Annotated in this window: 21 protein-coding genes; 9 read left to right on the top strand and 12 right to left on the bottom strand. The window is 60.2% G+C overall.

Annotated elements, in window-relative coordinates; all coding sequences use genetic code 11:
• From D8U82_RS11525 to lpxC, 4 genes are all read left to right on the top strand, one after another.
• Positions 1-867: a cell division protein FtsQ/DivIB gene (locus D8U82_RS11525; protein WP_130902225.1), complete on the top strand. Its 867-nt coding sequence runs from the start codon at positions 1-3 to the stop codon at positions 865-867.
• 15 nt (positions 868-882) lie between these two features.
• Positions 883-2142 (top strand): cell division protein FtsA, encoded by a 1260-nt coding sequence (gene ftsA, locus D8U82_RS11530; protein WP_130888199.1) that lies wholly within the window; start codon positions 883-885, stop codon positions 2140-2142.
• 103 nt (positions 2143-2245) lie between these two features.
• On the top strand, positions 2246-3442 hold the full coding sequence (gene ftsZ, locus D8U82_RS11535; RefSeq protein ID WP_016773283.1) for a cell division protein FtsZ: 1197 nt from the start codon (positions 2246-2248) through the stop codon (positions 3440-3442).
• A gap of 112 nt (positions 3443-3554) precedes the next feature.
• Positions 3555-4466: a UDP-3-O-acyl-N-acetylglucosamine deacetylase gene (gene lpxC, locus D8U82_RS11540; protein ID WP_007916984.1), complete on the top strand. Its 912-nt coding sequence runs from the start codon at positions 3555-3557 to the stop codon at positions 4464-4466.
• A 179-nt stretch (positions 4467-4645) separates the two neighbouring features.
• Here lpxC and D8U82_RS11545 read toward each other — a convergent pair whose 3' ends face one another.
• The 7 genes from D8U82_RS11545 to D8U82_RS11575 all read right to left on the bottom strand — a co-directional run bounded on the left by D8U82_RS11545 (position 4646) and on the right by D8U82_RS11575 (position 14695).
• On the bottom strand, positions 4646-6154 hold the full coding sequence (locus D8U82_RS11545; RefSeq protein ID WP_130902226.1) for a sensor domain-containing diguanylate cyclase: 1509 nt from the start codon (positions 6152-6154) through the stop codon (positions 4646-4648).
• A gap of 199 nt (positions 6155-6353) precedes the next feature.
• Entirely contained in the window at positions 6354-7670 is a 1317-nt protein-coding gene (locus D8U82_RS11550; protein ID WP_130902227.1) for an OprD family porin, read from the bottom strand.
• Between the two features lie 194 nt (positions 7671-7864).
• Positions 7865-8086: a hypothetical protein gene (locus D8U82_RS11555; RefSeq protein WP_016773285.1), complete on the bottom strand. Its 222-nt coding sequence runs from the start codon at positions 8084-8086 to the stop codon at positions 7865-7867.
• Positions 8087-8385: 299 nt separating this feature from the next.
• Complete coding sequence (locus tag D8U82_RS11560) at positions 8386-9750, bottom strand: heavy metal sensor histidine kinase (protein ID WP_130902228.1); 1365 nt, start codon at positions 9748-9750, stop codon at positions 8386-8388.
• Positions 9740-10417, bottom strand: a complete 678-nt coding sequence (locus D8U82_RS11565; protein WP_016773287.1) for a heavy metal response regulator transcription factor — start codon at positions 10415-10417, stop codon at positions 9740-9742. The genes D8U82_RS11560 and D8U82_RS11565 overlap by 11 nt, the downstream gene beginning before the upstream one ends.
• 7 nt (positions 10418-10424) lie before the next feature.
• The gene (locus tag D8U82_RS11570) at positions 10425-13538 is read right to left on the bottom strand and encodes a multidrug efflux RND transporter permease subunit (RefSeq protein ID WP_130902229.1); all 3114 of its coding nucleotides are present in this window, start codon (positions 13536-13538) and stop codon (positions 10425-10427) included.
• Positions 13535-14695 (bottom strand): efflux RND transporter periplasmic adaptor subunit, encoded by a 1161-nt coding sequence (locus D8U82_RS11575; protein WP_130902230.1) that lies wholly within the window; start codon positions 14693-14695, stop codon positions 13535-13537. The genes D8U82_RS11570 and D8U82_RS11575 overlap by 4 nt, the downstream gene beginning before the upstream one ends.
• A 191-nt stretch (positions 14696-14886) precedes the next feature.
• On the opposite strand from D8U82_RS11575, the gene D8U82_RS11580 reads away from it, so the two are divergent.
• From D8U82_RS11580 to D8U82_RS11590, 3 genes are all read left to right on the top strand, one after another.
• Positions 14887-15516, top strand: a complete 630-nt coding sequence (locus D8U82_RS11580; protein ID WP_123444188.1) for a nucleotidyltransferase domain-containing protein — start codon at positions 14887-14889, stop codon at positions 15514-15516.
• On the top strand, positions 15479-15898 hold the full coding sequence (locus D8U82_RS11585; protein ID WP_130902231.1) for a hypothetical protein: 420 nt from the start codon (positions 15479-15481) through the stop codon (positions 15896-15898). The genes D8U82_RS11580 and D8U82_RS11585 overlap by 38 nt, the downstream gene beginning before the upstream one ends.
• A 139-nt stretch (positions 15899-16037) precedes the next feature.
• Complete coding sequence (locus D8U82_RS11590; protein WP_016773292.1) at positions 16038-16277, top strand: hypothetical protein; 240 nt, start codon at positions 16038-16040, stop codon at positions 16275-16277.
• A gap of 129 nt (positions 16278-16406) precedes the next feature.
• On the opposite strand, the gene D8U82_RS11595 is transcribed toward D8U82_RS11590, so the two are convergent.
• The 5 genes from D8U82_RS11595 to norR form a co-directional block, all read right to left on the bottom strand.
• Positions 16407-17156 (bottom strand): YkgJ family cysteine cluster protein, encoded by a 750-nt coding sequence (locus D8U82_RS11595; RefSeq protein WP_024014235.1) that lies wholly within the window; start codon positions 17154-17156, stop codon positions 16407-16409.
• An 83-nt stretch (positions 17157-17239) separates the two neighbouring features.
• Complete coding sequence (locus D8U82_RS11600; RefSeq protein WP_130888206.1) at positions 17240-17566, bottom strand: hypothetical protein; 327 nt, start codon at positions 17564-17566, stop codon at positions 17240-17242.
• 144 nt (positions 17567-17710) lie between these two features.
• Entirely contained in the window at positions 17711-18193 is a 483-nt protein-coding gene (locus D8U82_RS11605) for a GNAT family N-acetyltransferase (protein WP_024014234.1), read from the bottom strand.
• A 3-nt stretch (positions 18194-18196) separates the two neighbouring features.
• On the bottom strand, positions 18197-19099 hold the full coding sequence (locus D8U82_RS11610) for a chemotaxis protein (RefSeq protein WP_016773296.1): 903 nt from the start codon (positions 19097-19099) through the stop codon (positions 18197-18199).
• A 316-nt stretch (positions 19100-19415) separates the two neighbouring features.
• On the bottom strand, positions 19416-20978 hold the full coding sequence (norR, locus tag D8U82_RS11615; RefSeq protein ID WP_130902232.1) for a nitric oxide reductase transcriptional regulator NorR: 1563 nt from the start codon (positions 20976-20978) through the stop codon (positions 19416-19418).
• Between the two features lie 163 nt (positions 20979-21141).
• Between norR and hmpA the strand changes: the two genes are divergently transcribed.
• Positions 21142-22323 (top strand): NO-inducible flavohemoprotein, encoded by a 1182-nt coding sequence (gene hmpA / locus D8U82_RS11620; RefSeq protein WP_130902233.1) that lies wholly within the window; start codon positions 21142-21144, stop codon positions 22321-22323.
• A gap of 223 nt (positions 22324-22546) precedes the next feature.
• Positions 22547-23056, top strand: coding sequence for a disulfide bond formation protein B (locus D8U82_RS11625; protein WP_016773299.1), 510 nt, complete (start codon positions 22547-22549; stop codon positions 23054-23056).
• Positions 23057-23860 lie beyond the last annotated feature (804 nt).

The raw sequence follows: 23860 nt of genomic DNA on the forward strand, positions 1-23860 counted from the left end.
ATGCAAGGCGCTCATCTCAGACATCAGCCACCCGCACCCGGCCGCAAGCCGGTGCCGCGGGGTGCCAGCCGAATGGTGGCGAAAGAGCCGATGTCCGCGCGCCTGCCGAAAGCCAATTTCAGCTTTCTGAAAAGCCTGTTCTGGCCAGTGCTGCTGGTGGCGCTGGGCTTTGGCACCTACGAAGGCGCGCAGCGTCTGCTGCCGTACGCCGACCGGCCGATCAGCAAGGTCGCGGTGCAGGGCGACCTGAGTTACATCAGCCAGCAGGCGGTGCAGCAGCGAATCGCGCCGTTCGTGGCGTCGAGCTTCTTCACCATCGACCTCGCCGGCATGCGCAAAGAGCTGGAACAGATGCCATGGATCGCTCATGCCGAAGTGCGCCGGGTGTGGCCGGATCAAGTGGTGATCCGCCTCGAAGAGCAATTGCCGGTGGCCCGATGGGGCGACGAGTCGCTGCTGAACAATCAGGGTCAGGCATTTACCCCCAGAGAGCTGGCGAACTACGAACACCTGCCGCAGCTGTTCGGCCCACAACGGGCTCAGCAGCAGGTGATGCAGCAGTATCAGGTGCTGAGCCAGATGCTGCGGCCGCTGGGTTTTTCGATCGTACGCCTGGAATTGCGTGAACGCGGCAGCTGGTTCCTGACCACCGGTGCCGGCAGTTCCGGCCCCGGCATCGAGTTGCTGCTGGGACGCGGCAACCTGGTGGAAAAGATGCGCCGCTTCATCGCCATCTATGACAAGACGCTGAAAGAGCAGATTACGAACATTGCGCGCATCGATCTGCGCTACGCCAACGGCCTCGCTGTTGGCTGGCGGGAACCCGTAGCGCCGACGACAGCCCAACCCGCTGTCGCAAAGAATTAAGAAGAGGCAGGACCCATGGCAAACGTGCAAAGCGGCAAAATGATCGTCGGTCTGGATATCGGCACCTCCAAAGTGGTGGCGCTGGTAGGCGAGGTCGCGGACGACGGCCAGCTGGAAATCGTCGGGATCGGCACGCATCCGTCCCGCGGTCTGAAGAAGGGCGTGGTGGTCAACATCGAATCCACCGTGCAGTCGATCCAGCGCGCGATCGAAGAAGCCCAACTGATGGCCGGCTGCCGCATTCACTCCGCGTTCGTCGGCGTGGCCGGCAATCACATCCGCAGCCTGAATTCCCACGGCATCGTTGCGATCCGTGATCGCGAAGTCAGCTCGGCTGACCTTGAGCGTGTGCTCGACGCCGCTCAGGCCGTGGCGATCCCGGCTGACCAGCGCGTGCTGCACACCCTGCCGCAGGATTACGTGATCGATAACCAGGAAGGCGTGCGCGAGCCGCTGGGCATGTCCGGCGTGCGTCTGGAAGCCAAGGTTCACGTGGTCACCTGCGCCGTCAACGCTGCACAGAACATTGAAAAATGCGTGCGTCGCTGCGGTCTGGAAATCGACGACATCATCCTCGAGCAACTGGCCTCGGCCTACTCGGTGCTGACCGACGACGAAAAAGAACTGGGCGTGTGCCTGGTCGACATCGGCGGCGGCACCACCGACATCGCGATCTTCACCGAAGGCGCGATCCGTCACACCGCGGTGATCCCGATTGCCGGTGATCAGGTGACCAACGACATCGCCATGGCGTTGCGCACCCCGACCCAGTACGCCGAAGAGATCAAGATCCGTTACGCCTGCGCCCTGGCCAAACTGGCCGGTGCCGGCGAAACCATCAAGGTGCCGAGCGTTGGCGACCGTCCACCACGCGAACTGTCGCGTCAGGCCCTGGCCGAAGTGGTCGAGCCGCGTTACGACGAACTGTTCACCCTGATCCAGGCCGAGCTGCGTCGCAGCGGCTACGAAGACCTGATCCCGGCGGGCATCGTGCTCACCGGTGGTACGTCGAAAATGGAAGGCGCCACTGAACTGGCCGAAGAAATCTTCCACATGCCGGTGCGCCTCGGTGTGCCGCATGGCGTGAAAGGTCTGGATGACGTGGTGCGCAACCCGATTTATTCCACTGGCGTTGGTTTGTTGATGTACGGCCTGCAGAAGCAGTCCGACGGAGTTTCGTTCTCCGGCATCGGCAGCCGCGACAGCTACAACAGCGAAGAGCCTCAGGCGCCGCTGCTGGACCGACTGAAAAAGTGGGTTCAGGGCAACTTTTAAAAGCAGCCTGGAGCGACAAGCTTCAAGCGGCAAGCAACTGCAGTAGATACACCGCTACAAACAGCAGTAGGCGAAAAAACTAGAGAATGTAAGGAGAGGGAAAATGTTCGAACTCGTAGACAACATCCCCGCAAGCCCGGTAATCAAAGTTATCGGTGTCGGCGGTGGCGGCGGCAACGCTGTCAATCACATGGTCAAGAGCAACATCGAAGGCGTTGAGTTCATCTGCGCCAACACCGATGCTCAAGCGCTGAAAAACATCGGCGCGCGGACCATCCTGCAACTGGGCACCGGCGTGACCAAAGGCCTGGGCGCCGGCGCCAACCCTGAGGTCGGCCGTCAAGCCGCTCTGGAAGACCGCGAGCGCATCGCTGAAGTGCTGGCCGGCACCAACATGGTGTTCATCACCACCGGCATGGGCGGCGGTACCGGTACCGGTGCAGCGCCGATCATCGCTGAAGTGGCCAAGGAAATGGGCATTCTGACCGTTGCGGTCGTGACCCGTCCGTTCCCGTTCGAAGGCCGCAAGCGTATGCAGATCGCCGACGAAGGCATCCGCATGCTTTCGGAAAGCGTCGACTCGCTGATCACCATTCCGAACGAAAAACTGCTGACCATCCTCGGCAAAGACGCAAGCCTCTTGTCGGCTTTCGCCAAGGCTGACGATGTACTGGCCGGTGCCGTTCGCGGTATCTCCGACATCATCAAACGTCCGGGCATGATCAACGTCGACTTCGCCGACGTGCGCACCGTGATGAGCGAAATGGGCATGGCGATGATGGGCACTGGCTGCGCCAGCGGTCCGAACCGTGCACGTGAAGCCACCGAAGCGGCAATCCGCAATCCGTTGCTGGAAGACGTCAACCTGCAGGGCGCGCGCGGCATTCTGGTGAACATCACCGCCGGTCCTGACCTGTCCCTGGGTGAGTACTCCGACGTGGGTTCGATCATCGAAGCCTTTGCTTCCGAGCACGCGATGGTCAAGGTCGGTACCGTTATCGATCCGGACATGCGCGACGAGCTGCACGTAACCGTGGTTGCCACCGGTCTGGGCGCGAAAATCGAGAAGCCTGTGAAGGTTATCGACAACACCGTTCACACCTCCATGGCTTCCGCCCAGGTGCAACAACCGGCTCCGGCCCGTCAGGAGCAGCCAGCGGTGAACTACCGTGATCTGGACCGTCCGACCGTCATGCGCAACCAGGCTCAGGCCGGTGCTGCGGCTGCCGCGAAGATGAATCCGCAGGATGACCTGGATTACCTGGACATTCCGGCATTCCTGCGTCGTCAGGCCGATTGATGGAATGTATCAGGGCTATGAAGGTGATTGGTGTTCAGCAAAGGCATGGTCTGCTATCATCGCCAGCCTTTGTTGATACCAGTTCGCAATTTGCGCTGAAGCGGCCCAAGCCATGATTAAACAACGCACACTGAAAAATATTATCCGTGCCACAGGTGTAGGCCTGCACTCCGGTGAGAAGGTCTATCTGACCCTCAAGCCTGCGCCTGTCGACACTGGCATTGTGTTTTGTCGCGCTGACCTCGACCCTGTGGTGCAGATTCCTGCCCGCGCGGAAAACGTCGGTGAAACCACTATGTCGACGACGCTGATCAATGGCGACGTCAAAGTGGACACGGTAGAGCACTTGCTCTCGGCCATGGCTGGCCTGGGCATCGATAACGCCTACGTCGAGCTCTCCGCGTCCGAAGTCCCGATCATGGATGGCAGCGCTGGACCCTTCGTATTCCTGATTCAATCGGCAGGCCTGGAAGAACAGGACGCCGCCAAGAAATTCATCCGCATCCTGCGCGAAGTGACAGTGGAAGACGGCGACAAGCGCGCCACTTTCGTCCCTTTCGAAGGCTTCAAGGTGAGCTTCGAGATCGATTTCGATCACCCGGTATTCCGGGACCGCACCCAGAGTGCAAGCGTGGATTTTTCCAGCACTTCGTTCGTAAAAGAAGTCAGCCGCGCCCGTACCTTTGGTTTCATGAGTGACATCGAGTACCTGCGCAAGCACAACCTCGCACTCGGCGGCAGCGTGGAAAACGCGATCGTGGTCGACGCTGATGGCGTGTTGAACGAAGACGGTCTTCGTTATGAAGACGAATTCGTCAAACACAAGATCCTCGATGCGATTGGCGACCTGTACCTGCTGGGCAACAGCCTGATTGGTGAGTTCAAAGGCTTCAAGTCCGGTCATGCACTGAACAACCAGCTGCTGCGCAAATTGATTGAGCAGACAGATGCGTGGGAAGTGGTGACGTTCGAAGACGCCAGCACCGCACCAATCTCTTACATGCGCCCGGTTGCGGCGGTGTAAGTAAAAAACCTCTCTAGTTTTTTGAAGGCCATCCTCGGATGGCCTTTTTTTATGCCTGTGGTTTCTCTAGTGCCTGATCAAGCCACTTCGCGAGCAGGCTCGCTCCCACCTTTGAAATGCATTCCAACTGTGGGAGCGAGCCTGCTCGCGAAGGTGGCGGCGCCATCACCCTGGAAACATCAGGCTGACACTACAACGCGATTACGCCCGCCTTCCTTGGCTTGATACAGCGCCTTGTCCGCTGAAAACAGCAGCTGCTCCAGTGTCATCTCGCTCGCCGATGTCCACGTAGCAATGCCGATACTCACGGTCATCGCCCGCTCAGCGCCTTCAACCCAGGGCAAGTTTTCCACAGCCTGGCGAATCTGCTCGGCGATCTGCTGCGCCCCGGCGCTGTCGGTCTCGGCGAGAATCACCGAAAATTCTTCACCGCCATACCGCGCGACCAAATCCGCCGGGCGTCGCACGTTCGCCGTGATCACCTTGGCCAGTTCACGCAACACCTGATCCCCAGCCTGATGGCCATGGCGATCATTGAAGGCCTTGAAGTGGTCGGCATCGATCATCATCACCGACAGCGGCTGGCCGGAGCGCTGGGCGCGGAACCATTCGTGGCGCAGGGTCTGGTCGAGCATGCGCCGGTTGGCTACTCCGGTCAGGTCATCGGTGGCAGCCAGTTGCGCCAGTTCGCGTTCGGCGCGATGGCGCAAACGCAGTTCCCGAGCGAGCAGCCAGGTCAGCCACAACAGCCCCAGGCACAACACGCCGGTGGCGCCGCTGATCAGCATCGCTGTGCGCCGCCAGGCGCCGAACACTTCCTCGCTGGACAGCGCCACCATCACGGTCAACGGCAGATTGCCGACCCGCGAGTAGGTATAGAGCCGACGTTGTTTATCCATGCTCGAGGTACTGGTGAAACTGCCGCTGCCATCGCGGTCGCTGAGAATCCGCACGACATTGGGGCGGTTGCCGAAACTCTTGCCGACCGAATCGCTTTGCAGATACGGCTTCTGCGCGAGCAGCACGCCATCGCTGTTGATGATGTTCAACGTGCTGTCGGTGCCGATGTCGAGGCTTTTGAACAGGTCGTCGAAGTAGTCGAGTTTCAGCGACGCCACCGCCACGCCGAGAAATTCGCCGGTCTGCGAGGAGATGCGTCGGCTGAAGCTGATGCGCCACTGATCGGCCTCTTCGCAATCGCAGCGGGTCTTGAACGGGCGGCTGATGAACATGCCGATGTCGCGGTTGAATGCGTGAGTGAGAAAATAATCGCGGTCGGCGAAATTGCCCGGTTTCGCTTCGATGCGCGAGGAGTCGGCGATCACCTCGCCATGCTTGTCGAGCAGCAGGATGTCGCCCTTGAAGCGCGCGGTGGCAGAGCGATCGAACAGCGCCAGATGACGGATCTGCGGCGAAACGTTCTGCAGGTCGTCACGCTGGGCGGCGGCGATCAGCCCTTGCAGCGTCAGGTCGTACAGCTCGACGGTGCGCAGCACATCGGCATCGATCAATTGCGCAATGGTGGTCGCGCGGCGGGTGGCAGCTTCCTGCGCACTGGCATATTCGCGGATCAGCAGGAAAGTGACGATGCACACCATCGCAATCACGGTCAGCAGGCTGCCGAGGATCAGCAGGCGCTCGGGGCGACCGGTAAGGCCGGTGATGGAAGGCGTGCGGCTGGCGATCATGATGGGGAGCCGGTTGGAGTGGTTTCATAAGCTTAGTTGGGCTGACGCCGGACGAACCTGTGGGAGCGAGCCTGCTCGCGAAAGCGGTGTGTCATCCAACACAGATGTTGACTGACAATCAGCTTTCGTCGGAACGCCGCCCGGAGCAGGCTCGCTCCCACAGGGGAAATCACAGGGTCTGTAAAACGCAGCGCCGATCTTAGAAGACGTTGACCGGGTAGTCGATGATCACGCGGTATTCATCTGTATCCGAATCAATCGCGCCGTAGCCGTTGCCGCCCCGGTTGGTCGCCCATTGCAGGCGCACCGCGAGATCCTTGGCCTGGCCGCTTTGTACGACGTACTGCAAATCGATGTCGCGTTCCCAATGCTTGGCGTTGCGGCCATCGGCGCTGTACCAGCTCGAATAGCCTGCGCTGTTAGGGTCGGCTTTGGTCAGGTCGACCGTGCCGCGTGAATAAGACAGCGCCGAAGTCAGGCCGGGGATGCCGACACCGGTGAAGTCATAAGCGTACTTGAGCTTCCACGAGCGTTCGTTCGGGCCGTTGAAATCCGAGTATTGCTGAGAGTTGTCCAGATAAACGCTGTCGCCCTGGCTGATGTAGTCGAACGGCGTGTTGCCGTTGACCCGCTGATACGCGGCAGTGACGCTGTGGCTGCCGATGCCGACGGTTAGATGCATGCTGTAAGTGTTGTTGTCGATGTCGCCGAGCAGCGCATCGCCGGTGTCTTGCGTGTGATAGAAGTGCAGGCCCGGGTTGAGGCTGACCAGATCGTTCAGTTGCCAGGTGTAGTCGAGGTCGTAGTAGTACTGGTTCCAGATGTCCTTGAGCTCGGACGCGTAAAGGCTGCTGGTCAGGCCCTCAACGCCGCTCCAGGCCACACCGGCCCAGTTCAGGTGCTGGCTTTTGTCGCCGTCGGCGAGGGTGCCGTATGACGTTCCGATGCGGGTATGACCACTCTGGTTATAGGGTTTGGTGAAACTGGCCTGGCCACCTTCGATCAGCCAGCCGTCGAAGCTGCGGTTACTCAGGCTGATGCCACGAAAGGTCTGCGGCAGCATCCGCGTGTCGCCGCCGGCGATGACCGGGTTGGTGAGGAACAGATCACCGGCCTTCAACTCGGTATCGAAGGCGCGCATCTTCAAAGTCCCGCCTGCGGTGGAGAACGAGCCCGGCGCTTTGCCGTTGCCATCGCTGACCGGCAGGATGCTCGAACCGTCGGTCCCGCCTCCGCCATCGAGTTTCAAGCCGAGCATGGCATGGGCATCGACGCCGAAGCCGACCGTGCCTTCGGTGTAGCCAGACTGGAATACGCCGAGAAAACCCTGACCCCACTCGATATTGTCGTCCGCCTTCTGCAAGCGGTTGCGATTCATGTAGTAGTTGCGGGCGTTGAGGTTGAGGCTCGAGCCTGCGACGAAGCCCTGTTGGGCACGCTCATCGGCGTGGACAGCGGGGGCAATCGTTGCGGCAATTGCAATGAACAGCGGGGTGAGGCGGACAGGGTAAAACACGTGCGGTGGGGCTCCTTGGGTCAGCGGGCCGCTCTGTTTCTTGAGCGGCTTGATGTTTCTTGTTGTTACAGACGCAGCAGACGGCTTTCAGACCACAACGAAAAAAGGCCGCTGAATGGCAGCGGCCTGGAGTGACGACGGTTGAACGGGAAGAGCCAAACAACCGCGTCGAGGGAAACCTTTCGCGGTGAGACTCAGCTGTCTTTCTCGAGCGCTTGAGCCTGGGAAGTAGCGGCCTGCGGGGATTGCGTCGCGTCTTGAGCCTTGGCCATCACTTCGGCCTGATGCTGATCGAATGCCTGCGCACGAGCGACATTGTGCGCCACGAACGCTTGCGATTCTTCAGCCATCGCCATCGGCGACAGGATCAATGAGGACAAAACGAATGCGCTGGCAATACCCATACTGTTGGACATCTTGAAAACCTTCTCGCTTGGCGAGTGCTGTTTGGTGCGGGCAAAGATAAGGTTGCCGAGGGTTGGGAAACAGCGTGATTTTCATAAATGACTGTTACGGCAAAAGCAAAGATCGGCACGGGTAACAACCCGGTCTGTGCGTGATGGTGGCCTGTGGCGAGGGGATTTATCCCCGTTGGGCTGCGAAGCGGCCCCAAGAATTCCAGCCTCAAAGATTCTTGGACCTTGTGCACAGGATTTGCGACTGCTGCGCAGTCGAGCGGGGATAAATCCCCTCGCCACAGGGCTTGGCTGAGCATTCAGACCGGAAGGTGAATGCCGAAGGTGTTCATGCCCCGGTCACTGCGCACAAACACATCCCCGCCATGCATCAGCGCAATCGCCTTGACGATCGCCAGCCCCAGCCCGTGGTTATTGCCGCTGTTGCTACGCGAGGCATCAACCCGATAAAACCGTTCGAACAACCTCGGCAGATGCTCGCTGGCAATCGGCGTCCCGGGATTGGCTACGCCAATGCTTACCTGATGTTCTTCAACCTCGATGCGCACCTCGATCACTTGACCCGGTTCGGTGTGCTGCACCGCGTTGCTGAGCAAATTGATCAGCGCCCGGCGCAGATGCGCGACCTCGATCTGCACTTGCGCATCGCCGCTGACTTGCACTTCAACCTGCGCGTCTTCAAGGATGAAATCCAGATAGTCCAGCGTCGTCGCCACCTCATCAGCCAATGACGTCGAGGTCAGTTTGGTCGCCTTGTTGCCCTGATCGGCGCTGGCCAGAAAAAGCATGTCGTTGATGATCGAACGCAGCCGCTCCAGCTCTTCGAGGTTCGATTGCAGCACTTCGAAATAGTGTTCGGCGGAGCGCCCGCGAGTCAGTGCGACCTGGGTCTGGCCGATCAGGTTGGTCAGCGGCGAGCGCAGTTCATGGGCGACGTCGGCGTTGAATGATTCCAGCCGTGAATAGGCCAGTTCGACCCGTTCCAGGGTCGAGTTGAACGACTCGACAAACTGTTCCAGTTCCGGCGGCAGCGGCGACAGGCGCAAGCGTCCGGCGCGCAGCGGTGGTGCCAGACGCTGGGCTTCCTGCGACAGTTTGATCAACGGCTTCAGACCGATTCTTGCGACCCAATAGCCCAATGCAGAGGCCAGCAGCACCCCGACAATCGCCAGACTGATCAGGGCGATGAGCAAGTGATGCTGGGTCTGATGCAGCGTCTCGGTGTCGATGCCGATCATGAAGCGCAACGGCGGACGCTGGTCCTTGGCGGGGAACTGACTGACCAGCACTTTCAGCGGGTAGGGCTGATCGGGCAGTTGCAGATCGTGCATGCCCAACGGGCCATTGATGGCGGCACGAATCTGCGGCGTAAGGTTGCCGTATTCGTAGCGCGGATCACCGCTGCTGATCCAGAAGCTGATGCGCTTGTCTTCCTCACCGAGCAGTTTGAGCTTGTTGTTGATCTTCACCCAATGCTCCGGCGTGCCGTAACGGCCGACGGTGGATTCGAGCACGCTGTAACGCGCGTCCAGCTCGGCTTCGGGCAACAAATCCAGGCCTTTGTCGACCTGCTGATACAGCGCGCCGCCAATCAACAGAAACACCACCAGCGCCACCAGCGTGAACATGCCGCTCAGGCGCAAGGCAATCGAGTTACTGGACACCACGGCTCTCCAGCACATAACCCATGCCGCGAATGGTGTGCAGCAGTTTTTCGTTGAATGGCCCGTCGAGCTTGGCGCGCAGGCGTTTGATCGCGACTTCGACGACGTTGGCGTCACTGTCGAAATTGATGTCCCAGACCATTTCGGCGATTGCGGTCTTCGAAAGGATTTCGCCTTGGCGACGGGCGAGCACGCTGAGCAGGGAAAACTCTTTCGCGGTCAGATCCAGGCGCGTTCCAGCGCGGGTGGCCTTGCGGCTGATCAGGTCGATCCACAGGTCGGCGATGGTCACTTGCACCGGCTCATGGCCGCCGCTGCGGCGGGTCAGCGCTTGCAGGCGGGCGACCAGTTCGAGAAAGGAAAACGGTTTGCCGAGGTAATCGTCGGCGCCGTCGCGCAGGCCCTTTATCCGATCTTCGACGCGCTCGCGGGCGGTGAGCATGATCACCGGGGTCTGCTTGCGCGCACGTAATGCGCGCAGTACGCCGAAGCCATCGAGCCCCGGCAGCATGACGTCGAGGACGATCACGGCGTAGTCGCATTCCAGCGCCAGATGCAGGCCTTCGACACCGTCGCGGGCAAGGTCGACGGTGTAGCCCTGTTCGGTCAGGCCACGGTGCAGATAATCCGCGGTTTTTTCTTCGTCTTCGATGATCAGAACGCGCATGACCGCCTCAGTCTGTGGTCGCCAGTGCCGTTGCGGGCGTTGGGGCTGGTGGGTGTGAGTGCCGGTGAAACAGCCGCTCGAGCCATAAGTATATGACCGGCGTGGTGAACAGCGTCAGCATCTGGCTGACCAGCAAACCGCCGACCACGGCAATCCCCAACGGCTGGCGCAGTTCGGCGCCGGTGCCGTAGCCGAGCATCAGCGGCAATGCGCCGAGCAGGGCGGCGAGGGTGGTCATGATGATTGGCCGGAACCGGGTGATGCACGCTTCGAAAATCGCCTCCTGCGGCGGCAGACCGCGCTGGCGCTGCGCCTCGAGCGCGAAGTCGATCATCAGGATGCCGTTCTTTTTGACGATGCCGATCAGCAGCACCAGACCGATCAACGCCATGATCGAAAAGTCCTGGCCGCAGATCCACAGCATGATCACCGCGCCCAGACCTGCCGCCGGCAGGGTCGAAATGATCGTCAGTGGATGCACGAAGCTTTCATAAAGCACGCCGAGAATGATGTACACCGCCACCAGCGCCGCCAGAATCAGCCACGGCTGGCTGGCCAGCGAACTCTGGAACGCCTGCGCCGCACCCTGGAAATTGCCGCTGATCGCGGTGGGCATGCCGATCTCGGCCTTGGCCTGGTTGAGCTGAATCACCGCATCGCCCAATGCCACGCCGGGGGCGAGGTTGAATGACATATTGGCGGCGGGGAACATGCCGTCGTGAGCAATCGACAGCGGGCCGATGGTTGGCGCGTCAAACCTTGCCAGCGCCGACAGCGGCACCATCTCGCCGCTCAGTGGCGAGCGCAGGTAGAAATAGTTGAGGCTTTCGGCCTTGCCGCGCTGTTTGGTGTCCAGCTCGAGAATCACGTTGTACTGGTTGACCTGGGTCTGGAATTCATTGATCTGCCGTTGGCCGAATGCATCGTACAGCGCCTCGTCGACATCGCTGGCGGTCAGGCCGAAACGCGCGGCGGCGCTGCGGTCGATGCTAATGTGGGTGATGCTGCCGCCCAGTTGCAGATCGTTGGAAATGTCGCGAAACGCCGGGTTGCTGCGCAGTTTCTCGGTCAGGCGCTGGGTCCAGGTGGCGAGGGTCGCGCCGTCGTTGCTCTTGAGTACGTATTGGTACTGCGCACGGCTGGGGCCGGAGCTTAGGTTGATGTCCTGCCCGGCGCGCAAATAAAGGACGATGCCGGGCACTTTCATCAGTTGCGGGCGGATGCGGTCGATGAACTGGCTGGCGCTGACATCGCGGTCGCCACGTTTTTTCAGGGCGATCCAGAAGCGCCCGTTGGCGATGGTCTGGTTGCTGCCGGACACCCCGACCGAGTGCGAGAAGGCCTGCACCGCCGGATCGGCCGCGACGATTTCGGCCATCGCCAAGTGTTTTTTCACCATGTCGCCGTAGGAGATATCCGCAGCGGCTTCAGTGGTGCCGAGGACAAAACCGGTGTCCTGCACCGGGAAGAACCCCTTGGGAATGAAAATGTAGCCGGCGACCGCCAACGCCAGCGAGAGACCGAATACGCCGATCATCAATTTCTGATGATCGAGGGCGCGGCGCAGGCCCTTTTCGTACCAGCCGAGCAGGCGTTCGCTGAAACCGGGTTGGGCGTTGGCGTGATGTACCGGCTTACGCATAAACAGCGCGGCAAGGGTTGGCGCCAGCGTCAGCGACACCACCACGGAAATCATGATCGTCGAAGTCGCGGTCAGGGCGAATTCCTTGAAAAGGCGCCCGACCACACCGCCCATGAACAGCAGCGGAATGAACGCCGCCACCAGTGAGAAACTGATCGAAACGACGGTGAAGCCAATCTCGCCGGCCCCCTTGATCGCCGCCTCGCGCATGTCATCGCCGGCCTCGAGATGGCGATGGATGTTTTCCACCACCACGATCGCATCGTCCACGACGAAGCCGACCGCGACGACGATCGCCACCAGCGTCAGGTTGTTCAGGCTGAAGCCGAGGATGTACATCAGGGCGAAACTGGCAATCAGCGAGACGCCGAGCACCGCCGAGACAATCAGCGTCGCCGACAACTGGCGCAGGAACAGCGCCATCACCGCGACCACCAGCAGAATCGCGATGAGCAAGGTGATTTCGACTTCATGCAGTGAGGCGCGGATGGTCTGCGTGCGGTCGATCAGGGTTTTCACCTGCACCGAGGCCGGCAGCATCGCTTCGAGGCCGGGCAGGGCGGCTTGAATGCGGTCGACGGTTTCAACGATGTTGGCGCCGGGCTGGCGGAAAATCACCAGATTCACACCGGGGCGATCTCCGGCCCAGGCCTGCACGTAGGCATCTTCCGCACCGTTGACGACTTTGGCGACATCGCGCAGGTGAACCGGGGCGCCATCCTTGTAAGAAACGATGAGCTCGCTGTAGTCCTCGGGGTGGAACAACTGGTCGTTGGTCGACAGCGTCGAGATGCTCGATTCGCCGTACAGCGCACCTTTGGCCAGATTAAGACTGGTTTGCTGGATCGCCAGCCGAATGTCGGCCAGCGTCAGGCCGATGGCCGCGAGTTTGTCCGCCGAGGCTTGTACGCGAATCGCCGGGCGTTGCTGGCCGGTGATGTTGATCTGGCCGACGCCGTCGACCTGACTGATCTGACGCGAGAGCAGGGTTTCCACCAGGTCGCTGAGTTCAGTGCCGGGCATCTGTGTCGAGCTGACACTGAGGATCAGCACCGGGCTGTCGGCCGGGTTGACCTTCTTCCATGTTGGCAGCGTCGGCATGTCTTTGGGCAACTTGCCGGCGGCGGTGTTGATCGCCGCCTGTACTTCCTGGGCGGCGGTGTCGATGCTTTTCTCGAGGGTGAACTGCAAGGTCAGCAGAGTTGAGCCCAGCGCACTGCTGGAGGTCATCTGGGTCATGCCGGGGATGGCGCTGAATTGCACCTCCAGCGGCGTGGCCACTGAGGAAGCCATGGTGTCGGGGCTGGCGCCGGGCAACTGTGCCGAGACCTGGATCGTAGGAAATTCCGCTTCCGGCAGTGGCGCAATCGGCAAACGCGGGAAGGCAATTACGCCGACCAGTACCAGAGCGAAGGTCAGCAAAATCGTCGCCACCGGGTGATCGATGCACCAGGTCGAGATGCCCTTGTGCGAGTTCATGGCTTGGGCTCCGCCTGCACCACTTGCGCTGGCTCGCTCATGACTTGCACGCTCGAGCCCGGTTTGAGTCGCGACTGGCCGTCGGTCACCAGCACGTCACCAGCGTTGACACCTTTGATGATGTCCTGGCCGCTGCCCTGATAAACCATTTGTACCGGCACTGCCTCGACCTTGTCGTCCTTCACACGGTAAACAAAGTGTTGTTCGAGGCCACGCTGTACGACGGTGGGCGGAACCACCAGCGCATCTTTATCCACAGCCGTCTGAATTTTTACCGTCACCAGCAAACCCGGCCAGAGCTTCTGGCTGGCATTGGCGAATTCGGCCTTGGCGCGGATGGTGCCGGTGTTGGCGTTGATCTGATTGTCGATCAGGGTCAGCTGACCTTCGCCGAGCAGATTGCCGGTTTCGCCATCAGTATCGGCTCCGATGTACGCCTTGACCGGGGCGCGTTGCGGATCGCTGATCAGACTCTGCAGGGTCGGCAGCATCTGCTGCGGCAGGGAGAATTCGACGGCGATCGGGTCGATCTGCGTGACGGTGAACAGGCCTTGGGTGTCGGTCATGCGCAGGAAGTTGCCTTCATCGACCGTACGAATACCGACGCGCCCGGTGACCGGGGAGCGAATCTGCGTGTAGGAGAGTTGCACCTGCGCCGCATCGATCGAGGCCTGATTGCCTTGTGCCGTGGCTTTGAGCTGATTGACCAAGGCCTGTTGCTGGTCGAAGGTCTGTTTCGATACGCCGTCGTCGACGCTGAGCAGTTTGTAGCGCTTGAGATTGACCAGCGCGACCTGCAACTGCGCCCGACTCTCGCCCAACTGCGCCCGGGCCTGGTCGAGGCTGGCGCGGATCGAGCGGTCGTCGATGGTGGCGAGCAGGTCGCCTGCTTTGACCAGCTGACCTTCCTTGACCAGAATTTTCGTCAGGATCCCGTCGATCTGCGGGCGCACCACCACGCTGTGCAGCGACAGCACCGAGCCGATGCCGCTGGTGTAACGCGGCACGTCTCTGGCGCTGACCGTCACCACCCGTACCGGAATGGCAGTCGGTGTAGCCAGTTTGGCCGGCGTCGGTTTCAGCGCGAACCACAGGCCGGCGGCTGCCAGCAGAATCAGGAGAGTGGCCAGCAGGACTTTGTTTTTCTGGATGGACATGCGCGGCGCCGAAGTCTGGAGTTTGGGCAGATTGACCAGTTATAAACCGGTCAGGCGGTCGGCAGGGTGACGGCTGGCTGTCAGGATTGTCAGTTTCCGACGTTAATTGCAGTGGCTGCGATTACCGTTGAGTTGATAAGTCCCTAAAAGGGACCTATCGTTCCTGTTTTGGGACTCTTCGGTTTGCGCCAGTGGAAAACCTTTCTTTAAGCGAAGCCCTGTTCACCGCCACCCAGCAAAAAGTGTTGGGATTGTTGTTCGGCAAGCCTGACCAGACGTTCTACGCCAACGAAATTGTGCGCTGGGCACGGGTTGGCAAAGGCGGCCTGATGCGTGAACTCGATCGATTGCAACGAGCCGGGATTCTCAGCATGACTCGAGTGGGTAACCAGACCCATTACCAGGCCAACCCCGCATGTCCTATCTACGCGGAGCTTCTGGGCATCACGCGCAAGACATTCGGTTTTGCCGAGCCTCTTCGTCAGGCATTAGAACCGTTTGCCGAACAGATCACGTGGGCGTTCGTGTATGGCTCCATCGCCAAAAACTCGGCGAACACACTCAGTGACATAGATCTCATGCTGATTGGCGAAAGCCTGCACTACAGTGAGTTGATGGAGCGACTCATGCCGTTGGAGGAGCAATTGGGGCGTCCCATCAACCCGACGCTATACACCCCGCAAGACTGGGCCAGGAAGCTGGCGGCACAGAACAGTTTTGTCATGCGAGTGATGCAGCAGGAAAAAATCGATCTGTCAGGGGCAAACCCTTTGGAGTCCAAGGATGGGCAGCAACGAGAGTCTGGAGAATCTTCTACGTAGCGGTGTACTGAAAGCGGAGCCACCTGACCGCAAGGAGTGTGAAGGTCTGATGCGCTCGGCTTTGGACAGGCTCAAGGATGCGCACACTTGCACACTGTCGTTTTCCAGCCGGTTCGATTTGGCCTACAACGCCGCTCACGCGCTGGCGCTGACAGCTCTTCGCCTGAGTGGCTATCGATCGGACAAGCGCTATCTGGTATTCCAGTGCCTGATCCATACCACGCAAAGCAGCAAGGTTCAGGTGCGATTGTTTGCGCTGTGCCATGAGCGGCGCAATGTCGCCGAATACGAAGGCTATATGGATGAAGATGACGCGCTTCTTGAGCAATTGCTGGAGAGCACGTCGCAATTGTTGGGTGACGTTCAACAACGCATGAACTGAAATATCATCACGCAGTGTCAGTGCCAGGCAGCCATTCAGCGCACGGTGCAAATCTTCAGATGCCGAGCCAGAGCGCACAGGTATACTGCGCGCCTTTGCGGCTCACTGATCGGGCCGACTTTTTGTTCCCGGAGCTTTTATGACTTCCCCGACCCAACCGCCGGTTGACGACGCTGTGAGCGACGTCCCGGCTGAAGTGGCTGACGCCAGCGAAACCAAGGCCGAGATTCCGGCGTTCAAGTTCCCGTTCAAGCCGGGCGAGCTGGCTTCGGCGAAAGGCTCGAATCAGCCGTGGTACAAGAATGGCGCGAAGAATGGCCATACCAAGACCCCGGGCATGGCGCCGCCGGGGACGCGTCGGTCGATGGGCAAGCGCTGACATCGGAAAGTGATGGTGGCGGCCTCTTCGCGAGCAGGCTCGCTCCCACTATTGGATTTGTGTAGAACCCAATCCTGTGGGAGCGAGCCTGCTCGCGAAAGCGACATCCGCTACAGCACAAATATCAGATCAAGCCGCGCGCAATGAAATAAACGCATAAGTCTGCGCCGGTTCCGTCACCACCTGCCCACCCGCAGCCAGTACCTGTCCGGCCACGTCATCGCCGGACAAATGAAACAGCCATTCACTGGTTCGCGCCGCCAGCGGTTGCGCGCTCACCTGGTCGATCACCGCTGCAAACGCATCCATGTTCGGCAAGTACGCGGTGAACCCGTCGCCCTTGAGCGCCGTGGTGCGAATCCCCAACATTGCGCAGATCGCATCCTTGAGTCTGATGTCATCTCGATCCGCCTGACGCGAACGCTGGATCAGCTCAACCAGTTCCCGATCAACCAACTCGCCGCCCACGATCAGCTCCGGCCCCTGTTCCCAGGACTCTGGCGGGCAATCCTTGGCAGCTGGATTGAGCGGGATGTGCGGATTGATTTCCGCCGGGTAAATCCGGCACACCAGCGGGCGCCGCTCGTAGATCCGGCAGCGCTTGTCGTCGTCAAGATTCCGGCAGGGGCCGACGTTGTAGGCGGCAAAGGTGATCGCCACATGAGCATCGGCAGTGCCACTGCGGACCAACGCCGAACGGCGCTCGGCATGTTCGCGCTGCTGCGCCGGCAGGCCCAGGCCATTGCCGAGAAATGCCTCGACCAGCACGATCACCTGACCGCCATCGGCCGCCCACATGCGGGCTTCGGCGAGCGTCAGCGGGACATGGTGGTCGGTGCAGCATTTGCCGCAACCTACGCAGGAAAACGTCGTATTCATTGAGCGATCTGTCTTCAATCAGGGTGTGAAACGGTGGCGGAAAACCACCGCACAGAACCGGATCGAAGCAAGGACTGCGCCACTCAGTGGGTTTTCGTGACCGGACGAATCGAATCCCACTCGGTGACGAACGCGGTTTTCGACTGTTTGTTGTACAGACACAGCTCGCTGCCTTGCTGGCCTTTCAAGTGTTTTTGCGGGTATTGGCCTTGCAGCAGGACAGCGGTGTAACCGACGCGGTCATCGAATTGCGCAGGTGTGCCGACCGGTTTGACGTTTTTCAGGCCACTGGCCTTGGTGCAGCTGGCGAGTACGGTCTTGTCATAGGCAGCCCAGGCGTCGGGGCTGGAGGCGTGGGCCTGGGAGGCGAGGGCGGTGAGGCTGAGCAGCGCTAGGGTGATGGCTTTCATGGTTGGGGCATCCTTGGTTATGGCCAAGGTTGGAGTCTGTCGGATAGCGGAAGTTGCCAGTGCTGCCCTTCGCGAGCAGGCTCGCTCCCACAGTTTGAAATGCAATCCATCTGTGGGAGCGAGCCTGCTCGCGAAAGCGGTAGATCAGTCGGGCACAAGCTCGCGCCGAACCACAACCATCCCGACACTCTCATACAACCGCCGCGCCCGCAGGTTGTCCTCCAGAACCCGCAAATCGACAAACCCCTCGCGCCGCTGTTGAAAGACGCTGAAGGCATGCAGCAACAACGCGCGTCCAAGCCCCCGGCCCTGCATTCGCGGGTGCACTACCAGATTCTTGATATACGCACTGGTCCAGCACTGCGCCACGCCCACCACGCCCTCGGCATCGCAGGCCACGAAACACAAAGCTGGATCGTATTCAGGGTCGCTGGCAAAGCGCTGACGCCAGTCGTCCAGTGACGGCACTCGACCGCCACCTTCCAGCTGTCCGAGCTGCATCAACTGATGCACCGCCGGCGCCAGCTCCTCGCAGTAGACGGACAGCTCAACCCCGTCCGGCCACTGCGCATCCGGCAGAACCCCACTCAAGTCGCGCCGCAGCAGAAAGCAAAACGTCTCGGCCAAGACTCAGTGCCCGTTGGCCGCGACGTGCTTGGCGGCTTCGATCAGGCGTTGGGTCAGCTCCGGCGAGGAGAACTTGGTCAGCACCGCATTGGCACCGGCCAGTCGGGCCTTTTCACTGTTCATCGCGCTGTCGAGGGAGGTGTGCAGCAAGACGTACAAGTGCGCAAAGTCCGGGGTCTCGCGCAGGGTTCGGGTGAAGGCGTAGCCGTCCATTTCCGACATTTCGATGTCGGAGACGATCAGATTGATCTGCTGCGCGGTGCCTTGCAGGTCGAGCAGGCAGTCGATGGCTTCCTTGGCACTGCGCGCGGTGTGGCATTGCAGGCCGAGGTTGCGCAGGGTGTGCACCGATTGCTGCAGGGCCACCTGGCTGTCATCGACCACCAGAATGCGCGCGTTGCCGAGCACTTCAGCGTCTTCCATGGTCAGGTCGGTCGGCGCCATTTCGATCTGCGCCGGGGCGATGCTGTGGATGACTTTTTCGATATCCAACACCTGCACCAGCGTACCGTCCACCGAGGTCACGCCGGTGATGTAGGCGCGCGAGCCGCCAGAGCCGAACGGTGGCGGCTTGATGTCGGTGGTCAGGCAATGGACGATCTTGCTGACCGCCTGCACATGCAGACCCTGCTTGGAACGGCTGACATCGGTGACGATCAGGCAGCCACCGTTGGGATCTTCCAGAGGCCGCTCGCCGATCGCGCGGCTGAGATCGATCACCGACAGCGATGCACCGCGCAGCGAGGCGATGCCTTTAACGTGCGGGTGCGACTCCGGCAGCTTGGTCAGCGGCGGGCAGGGGATGATTTCACTGACTTTCAGCAGGTTGATCGCCATCAGCTTGCCGCTGCGCAAGGTAAACAGCAGAAGCGAAAGTGAATCTGCGCGGGCTTTGGTGGAGGACATAAGAACCTTCTGTGGGGCGAGAGTGGGAATCGCCAGAAACTTTTGATGCCGTGTTATCGGCGTTAAAGGGATGGGCTTTAGGTTAGTTGTCGGGTAGTCGGCTTGAGTTGATCGCTGTTCTCTCTATCACTGCCCCTCACCCCAGCCCTCTCCCAGAGGTAGAGGGGGCCGACGGAGGTGTCTGGCGTTTTACACCGACCTGAACGACCGAGTCGATTATGGATTCGGAAGAAATCTTTCACGTCAGTGGAATTCTTCAATATCCCCCAATCAGTCCCCTCTCCCTCTGGGAGAGGGCTAGGGTGAGGGTGTGCTTTTAGCTCTTCATGCCTAGTCGTTTGGCCATCCGCCCCAGATTCGCCCGATCCACCCCCAACTCCCGGGCCGCACTCGCCCAGTTATCCTGGTGACGCTCCAGCACTGTACCGATCAACCGCCGCTGAAACTCATCGGTGGCACTACGCAAATCACCACCGATCATCGGCATCACATTGGCCAAGTCGGCACTGGCAGGCGCAACCACGTTATCCACAACCTCACGGGGCAAATCCAGGTCCGCCGCGCTCAGACTCAGAATCTTCGGCCGCACTTTGCAGTTACCCAGCGCTTTCAGCGCACTGCGGCCGATCAGGTGCTCCAGTTCGCGCACATTGCCCGGCCAGGTGTAGGCGAGCAGCGCTTCCTGAGCATCACTGTTCAAACGCAGGCTATTGAGGCCCATGCGCGAGCGGTTCTGCTCGAGAAAGAAGCCACTGAGCAGCAACACGTCGCGCCCGCGATCGCGCAGGGCCGGCACCCGCAGCGGGTACACGCTCAAGCGGTGATAGAAGTCGGCACGGTAGCGACCGCTGCGCACTTCTTCGGCCAGATCACGATTGGTCGCGGCAATCAGACGCACGTCGACCTGGTGCTCTTTGTCCGAGCCCAGGCGCTGCAATTGACCGCTCTGCAATACGCGCAGCAACTTGGCCTGGACCGTCAGCGACAGCTCGCCGACTTCATCAAGAAACAGCGTGCCGCCATTGGCCAGTTCGAACTTGCCGCGCCGGTCGCTGGTGGCGCCGGTGAAGGCGCCGCGCACGTGGCCGAACAGTTCGCTTTCCACCAGCGTGTCGGGGAGGGCGGCGCAGTTGAGGCTGATGATCGGTTTGTCGGCGCGCGCGGAGGCGGCGTGGATCGCTTGGGCTACCAGCTCTTTGCCGACCCCGGTTTCGCCGGTGATCAGAACGGTCAGATCACTGCCGCCGACCAGATTGATTTCTTCCACCAGACGTTTATGCGCCTTGCTCTGGCCGATCATTTCGCGGTTCTGCTGACCGCTGGCCTGACGGTAAACCTCGGCGCGCTGATGCTCGTCTTCGGCGCGGGTGGCCAGACGTTCGATGCGTTCGGCCGCATTGACCGTGGCCGAGGCGAGGCTGGCGAAGGCTTGCAGGGCGTCGAGTTCGATCGGCTCGAAACGCTCCGGGTCCAGTGCGTCGAGGGTGATCAGGCCCCAGAGTTTTTCATCGACGAATAAAGGACAGCCGAGGCAGTCGTGAACTTCGAGGTGATCGTCGAGGCCATCGACCAATCCGTCATAAGGATCGGGCAGGTCGCTGTCGGCGGCGAAGCGCGTCGGCCCGATGCCTGCGAGCAGAATCTCGAAACGCGGATGCTCGCTGACCTTGAAGCGCCGGCCGAGGGTATCGGTACTCAAGCCATCTACCGCCAGCGGCACCAGGGACTCGCCATCCAGACGCAACAACGCGGCGGCATCGCAGGGCAACAAGGCGCGCATGGCCTCGAGCAAACGCCGATAGCGCTCACCTTCGGGCAGTTCGCGGGAGAGGTCGGCGACCAGAGGCAGCAGGGCGGTAAGCAGGGATTTAGCGGTCATGGTTATGTAGTCAAAGAGACAAGGTGTAGTCGCGATGACTATACGTTCATTTGTGTCTAAATGACTAAGTAGGTTTCAAGCTGTTGAATTCAAAGGATTAATTAGTTGGCACGAAAGCTGATATCCCTAATGCAATCTTTCAAGAAAGCGCAGGAGTCACCTTATGCTTAGCGTCCAGGATCGTGCCATCATCAAATCCACCGTGCCTCTGCTGGAAAGCGGCGGCGAGGCGTTGATCACGCATTTCTACCGCATGATGCTCTCCGAATACCCGCAAGTGCGCCCGCTGTTCAACCAAGCGCATCAGGCCAGTGGCGATCAGCCGCGTGCCTTGGCCAACGGCGTGCTGATGTACGCCCGGCACATCGATCAGCTCGACCAGTTGGGCGATCTGGTGGCGAAGATCATCAACAAACACGTCGCCCTGCAGATTCTGCCAGAGCATTACCCGATCGTCGGCACCTGCCTGCTGCGCGCCATTTCCGAAGTGCTCGGCGAAGAGATCGCCACACCAGAGGTGATGAGTGCCTGGGGCGCTGCGTACGGGCAACTGGCCGACATCCTGATCGGCGCGGAAGCCGCGATCTATGACCTGAAGGAACAAGCCGTCGGCGGCTGGCGCGGTGGGCGGGAATTCATTGTTGCGGCGAAGGTGCAAGAGAGCGCCGAAATCACCTCGTTCTACTTCGAACCGGCGGACAAAGGGCCGATTCTTGCGGCCGAACCGGGTCAGTACATCGGCATGAAGCTGATCCTCGACGGCGAAGAAATCCGTCGCAACTATTCGCTGTCGGCACTGGCCAATAACGGTCAGTACCGCATCAGCGTCAAGCGTGAACCGAATGGTCGCGCGTCCAACTACCTGCATGATCAACTGCACGTCGGCGCGAGCATCCAACTGTTCCCGCCGTCGGGCGAATTCACCCTAGCGGCCAGCGACAAGCCGCTGGTGCTGATCAGCGGCGGCGTCGGCATCACTCCGACGCTGGCGATGCTGGAAGCAGCGCTGGCCACCGAACGTCCGGTGCACTTTATCCACTGCGCGCGCAATGGCAGCGTCCACGCATTCCGTGACTGGGTCGATGGGCTGGCGGCGCGTCATCCGCAACTCAAGCGCTTCTATTGCTACGCCGAAGAAGATGGCGTCAGCCCGGCAGCGGACAAGTTTGGCCTGCTCAGCGAAGAACTGCTCGGCCAGTGGCTGCCGGCGCAGCGTGATGTCGATGCGTACTTCCTCGGACCGAAAGGGTTCATGGGCGCGATCAAGCGGCATCTGAAAGCGTTGGGCGTGCCGGAGAAACAGAGCCGTTACGAGTTCTTCGGCCCGGCTGCTGCTCTGGAGTGATCCGAGACCGAGTTGTCTCGTTCGCGAGCAGGCTCGCTCCCACCGGATTTGCGTTCGACGCAGTTCCATTGTGGGAGCGAGCCTGCTCGCGAATCTTCTGCGCGCCGCAAAAGCCATGTTGGTTAATCATTCCTTAACCGCTCTATCGTTTATTGCCCCGGTGTAGACTTGCGACAATTTCAGCCGCCGGCCGGCTGGACCATGGACTTACAAAGGAAAGGCAATGAGCGAGGAAACGATGCGGTTGGGGCGTGAGCGGCGCTATCTGGTGTTGCTGGGGATCATCTGCCTGGCGTTGATCGGCGGCGCACTTTACATGCAGGTCGTGCTCGGCGAAGCACCTTGCCCACTGTGCATTCTGCAGCGCTATGCATTGTTGCTGATTGCACTGTTCGCCTTTATCGGTGCGGGCATGCGCAGCCGTCGCAGCATCACCGTGTTCGAGACGCTGGTGGTGATCTGTGCGATCGCCGGGGCCGGTGTGGCCGGGCATCACGTCTATACGCAGTTCTATCCGGCGGTGAGCTGTGGCGTCGATGTGCTGCAGCCGATTGTCGATGATCTGCCGCTGGCGAAGATCTTCCCGCTGGGCTTCCAGGTTGACGGTTTCTGCTCGACGCCGTATCCGCCGATCCTCGGTCTGTCGCTGGCGCAATGGGCGCTGGTGGCCTTCGTGCTGGTGGTCATTCTGGTGCCTCTGCTGACTTCGCGTAATCGAAAAGCGCTGCGCTGAGTCAACTTCTCGGCAGAGCTGCCGATAAACAAAACGCCCCGATTTTCGCTGCTGAAAATCGGGGCGTTTTGCATTTCAGAGCGTTTGTGAAAACACCGTGACGAACGGCAATGAAGCGTGCGGCAAATGTGCGACATGTTGTCACACAGGGGCTGTCGCAGGGACTCGGGATGCGGCGGATTGGCCGCCTGTTACATAAAAACATTGGCCAGTTTTAGTGTTTTCGGGCTTGAGCACGGACGTACCAGAGCAGGCAGTTTTAACAGGCGCCGGCAGATGGGCGAAGCCCTTGGAACATCGGGCTTTGCGCCGCTCCAGCGTTTGTAGATCGGGTGCAGAGCTGTCTGATTTGAGGCGGTTACGCGGGCAGATTTTGCCGCTTTTATTGAGAAACGCTTTCGATAACTTGCGCAACTTTTGCAAAAATGGCGATGGATTGTTGCTCTGAGTGATAAAAATTATTTCGGGATAAGACATGGTGTATAGGGCGCTACCTATCTACAATCGCCCGCACTGAATTCCCGACGCTGTTCAGCCTTTATCAAGGAACTGATCAGGAGGTCGGGTGTCGAGCGAGCCGCGAGGTTTTCGAGACACCCTGGTGTCGGTGCCTTTCCAATTTTCCGCACCAAATGGAATTGGTCTGTAACAAGGCCTTTGACCACGAATTCGAATAAGAACTGAACGCTGTCCCAAGGTTTTGTCGAGCGTGAGACGCGCGACGGGCGGCCCTTATTCAATCCAAAGAAAATGCCAACCCTTGGCAGGGTGAAGTGTTGGCGATCAAAACCCAACTGCATTGCG

This window comes from Pseudomonas sp. Sample_23 (assembly GCF_004307595.1).
GTDB classification, from domain to species: Bacteria; Pseudomonadota; Gammaproteobacteria; order Pseudomonadales; family Pseudomonadaceae; genus Aquipseudomonas; species Aquipseudomonas atacamensis.

What these genes read in the sequence shown, in the direction of transcription:
- D8U82_RS11590 (WP_016773292.1), top strand. Translation starts at nt 16,038, where the DNA reads ATGACTTCCCCGACCCAACCGCCGGTTGACGACGCTGTGAGCGACGTC.
- D8U82_RS11570 (WP_130902229.1), bottom strand. Translation starts at nt 13,538, where the DNA reads ATGAACTCGCACAAGGGCATCTCGACCTGGTGCATCGATCACCCGGTG.
- D8U82_RS11600 (WP_130888206.1), bottom strand. Translation starts at nt 17,566, where the DNA reads ATGAAAGCCATCACCCTAGCGCTGCTCAGCCTCACCGCCCTCGCCTCC.
- D8U82_RS11565 (WP_016773287.1), bottom strand. Translation starts at nt 10,417, where the DNA reads ATGCGCGTTCTGATCATCGAAGACGAAGAAAAAACCGCGGATTATCTG.
- hmpA (WP_130902233.1), top strand. Translation starts at nt 21,142, where the DNA reads ATGCTTAGCGTCCAGGATCGTGCCATCATCAAATCCACCGTGCCTCTG.
- D8U82_RS11525 (WP_130902225.1), top strand. Translation starts at nt 1, where the DNA reads ATGCAAGGCGCTCATCTCAGACATCAGCCACCCGCACCCGGCCGCAAG.
- D8U82_RS11575 (WP_130902230.1), bottom strand. Translation starts at nt 14,695, where the DNA reads ATGTCCATCCAGAAAAACAAAGTCCTGCTGGCCACTCTCCTGATTCTG.
- D8U82_RS11625 (WP_016773299.1), top strand. Translation starts at nt 22,547, where the DNA reads ATGAGCGAGGAAACGATGCGGTTGGGGCGTGAGCGGCGCTATCTGGTG.
- ftsA (WP_130888199.1), top strand. Translation starts at nt 883, where the DNA reads ATGGCAAACGTGCAAAGCGGCAAAATGATCGTCGGTCTGGATATCGGC.
- D8U82_RS11555 (WP_016773285.1), bottom strand. Translation starts at nt 8,086, where the DNA reads ATGTCCAACAGTATGGGTATTGCCAGCGCATTCGTTTTGTCCTCATTG.
- D8U82_RS11595 (WP_024014235.1), bottom strand. Translation starts at nt 17,156, where the DNA reads ATGAATACGACGTTTTCCTGCGTAGGTTGCGGCAAATGCTGCACCGAC.
- norR (WP_130902232.1), bottom strand. Translation starts at nt 20,978, where the DNA reads ATGACCGCTAAATCCCTGCTTACCGCCCTGCTGCCTCTGGTCGCCGAC.
- D8U82_RS11545 (WP_130902226.1), bottom strand. Translation starts at nt 6,154, where the DNA reads ATGATCGCCAGCCGCACGCCTTCCATCACCGGCCTTACCGGTCGCCCC.
- lpxC (WP_007916984.1), top strand. Translation starts at nt 3,555, where the DNA reads ATGATTAAACAACGCACACTGAAAAATATTATCCGTGCCACAGGTGTA.
- ftsZ (WP_016773283.1), top strand. Translation starts at nt 2,246, where the DNA reads ATGTTCGAACTCGTAGACAACATCCCCGCAAGCCCGGTAATCAAAGTT.
- D8U82_RS11585 (WP_130902231.1), top strand. Translation starts at nt 15,479, where the DNA reads ATGGGCAGCAACGAGAGTCTGGAGAATCTTCTACGTAGCGGTGTACTG.
- D8U82_RS11610 (WP_016773296.1), bottom strand. Translation starts at nt 19,099, where the DNA reads ATGTCCTCCACCAAAGCCCGCGCAGATTCACTTTCGCTTCTGCTGTTT.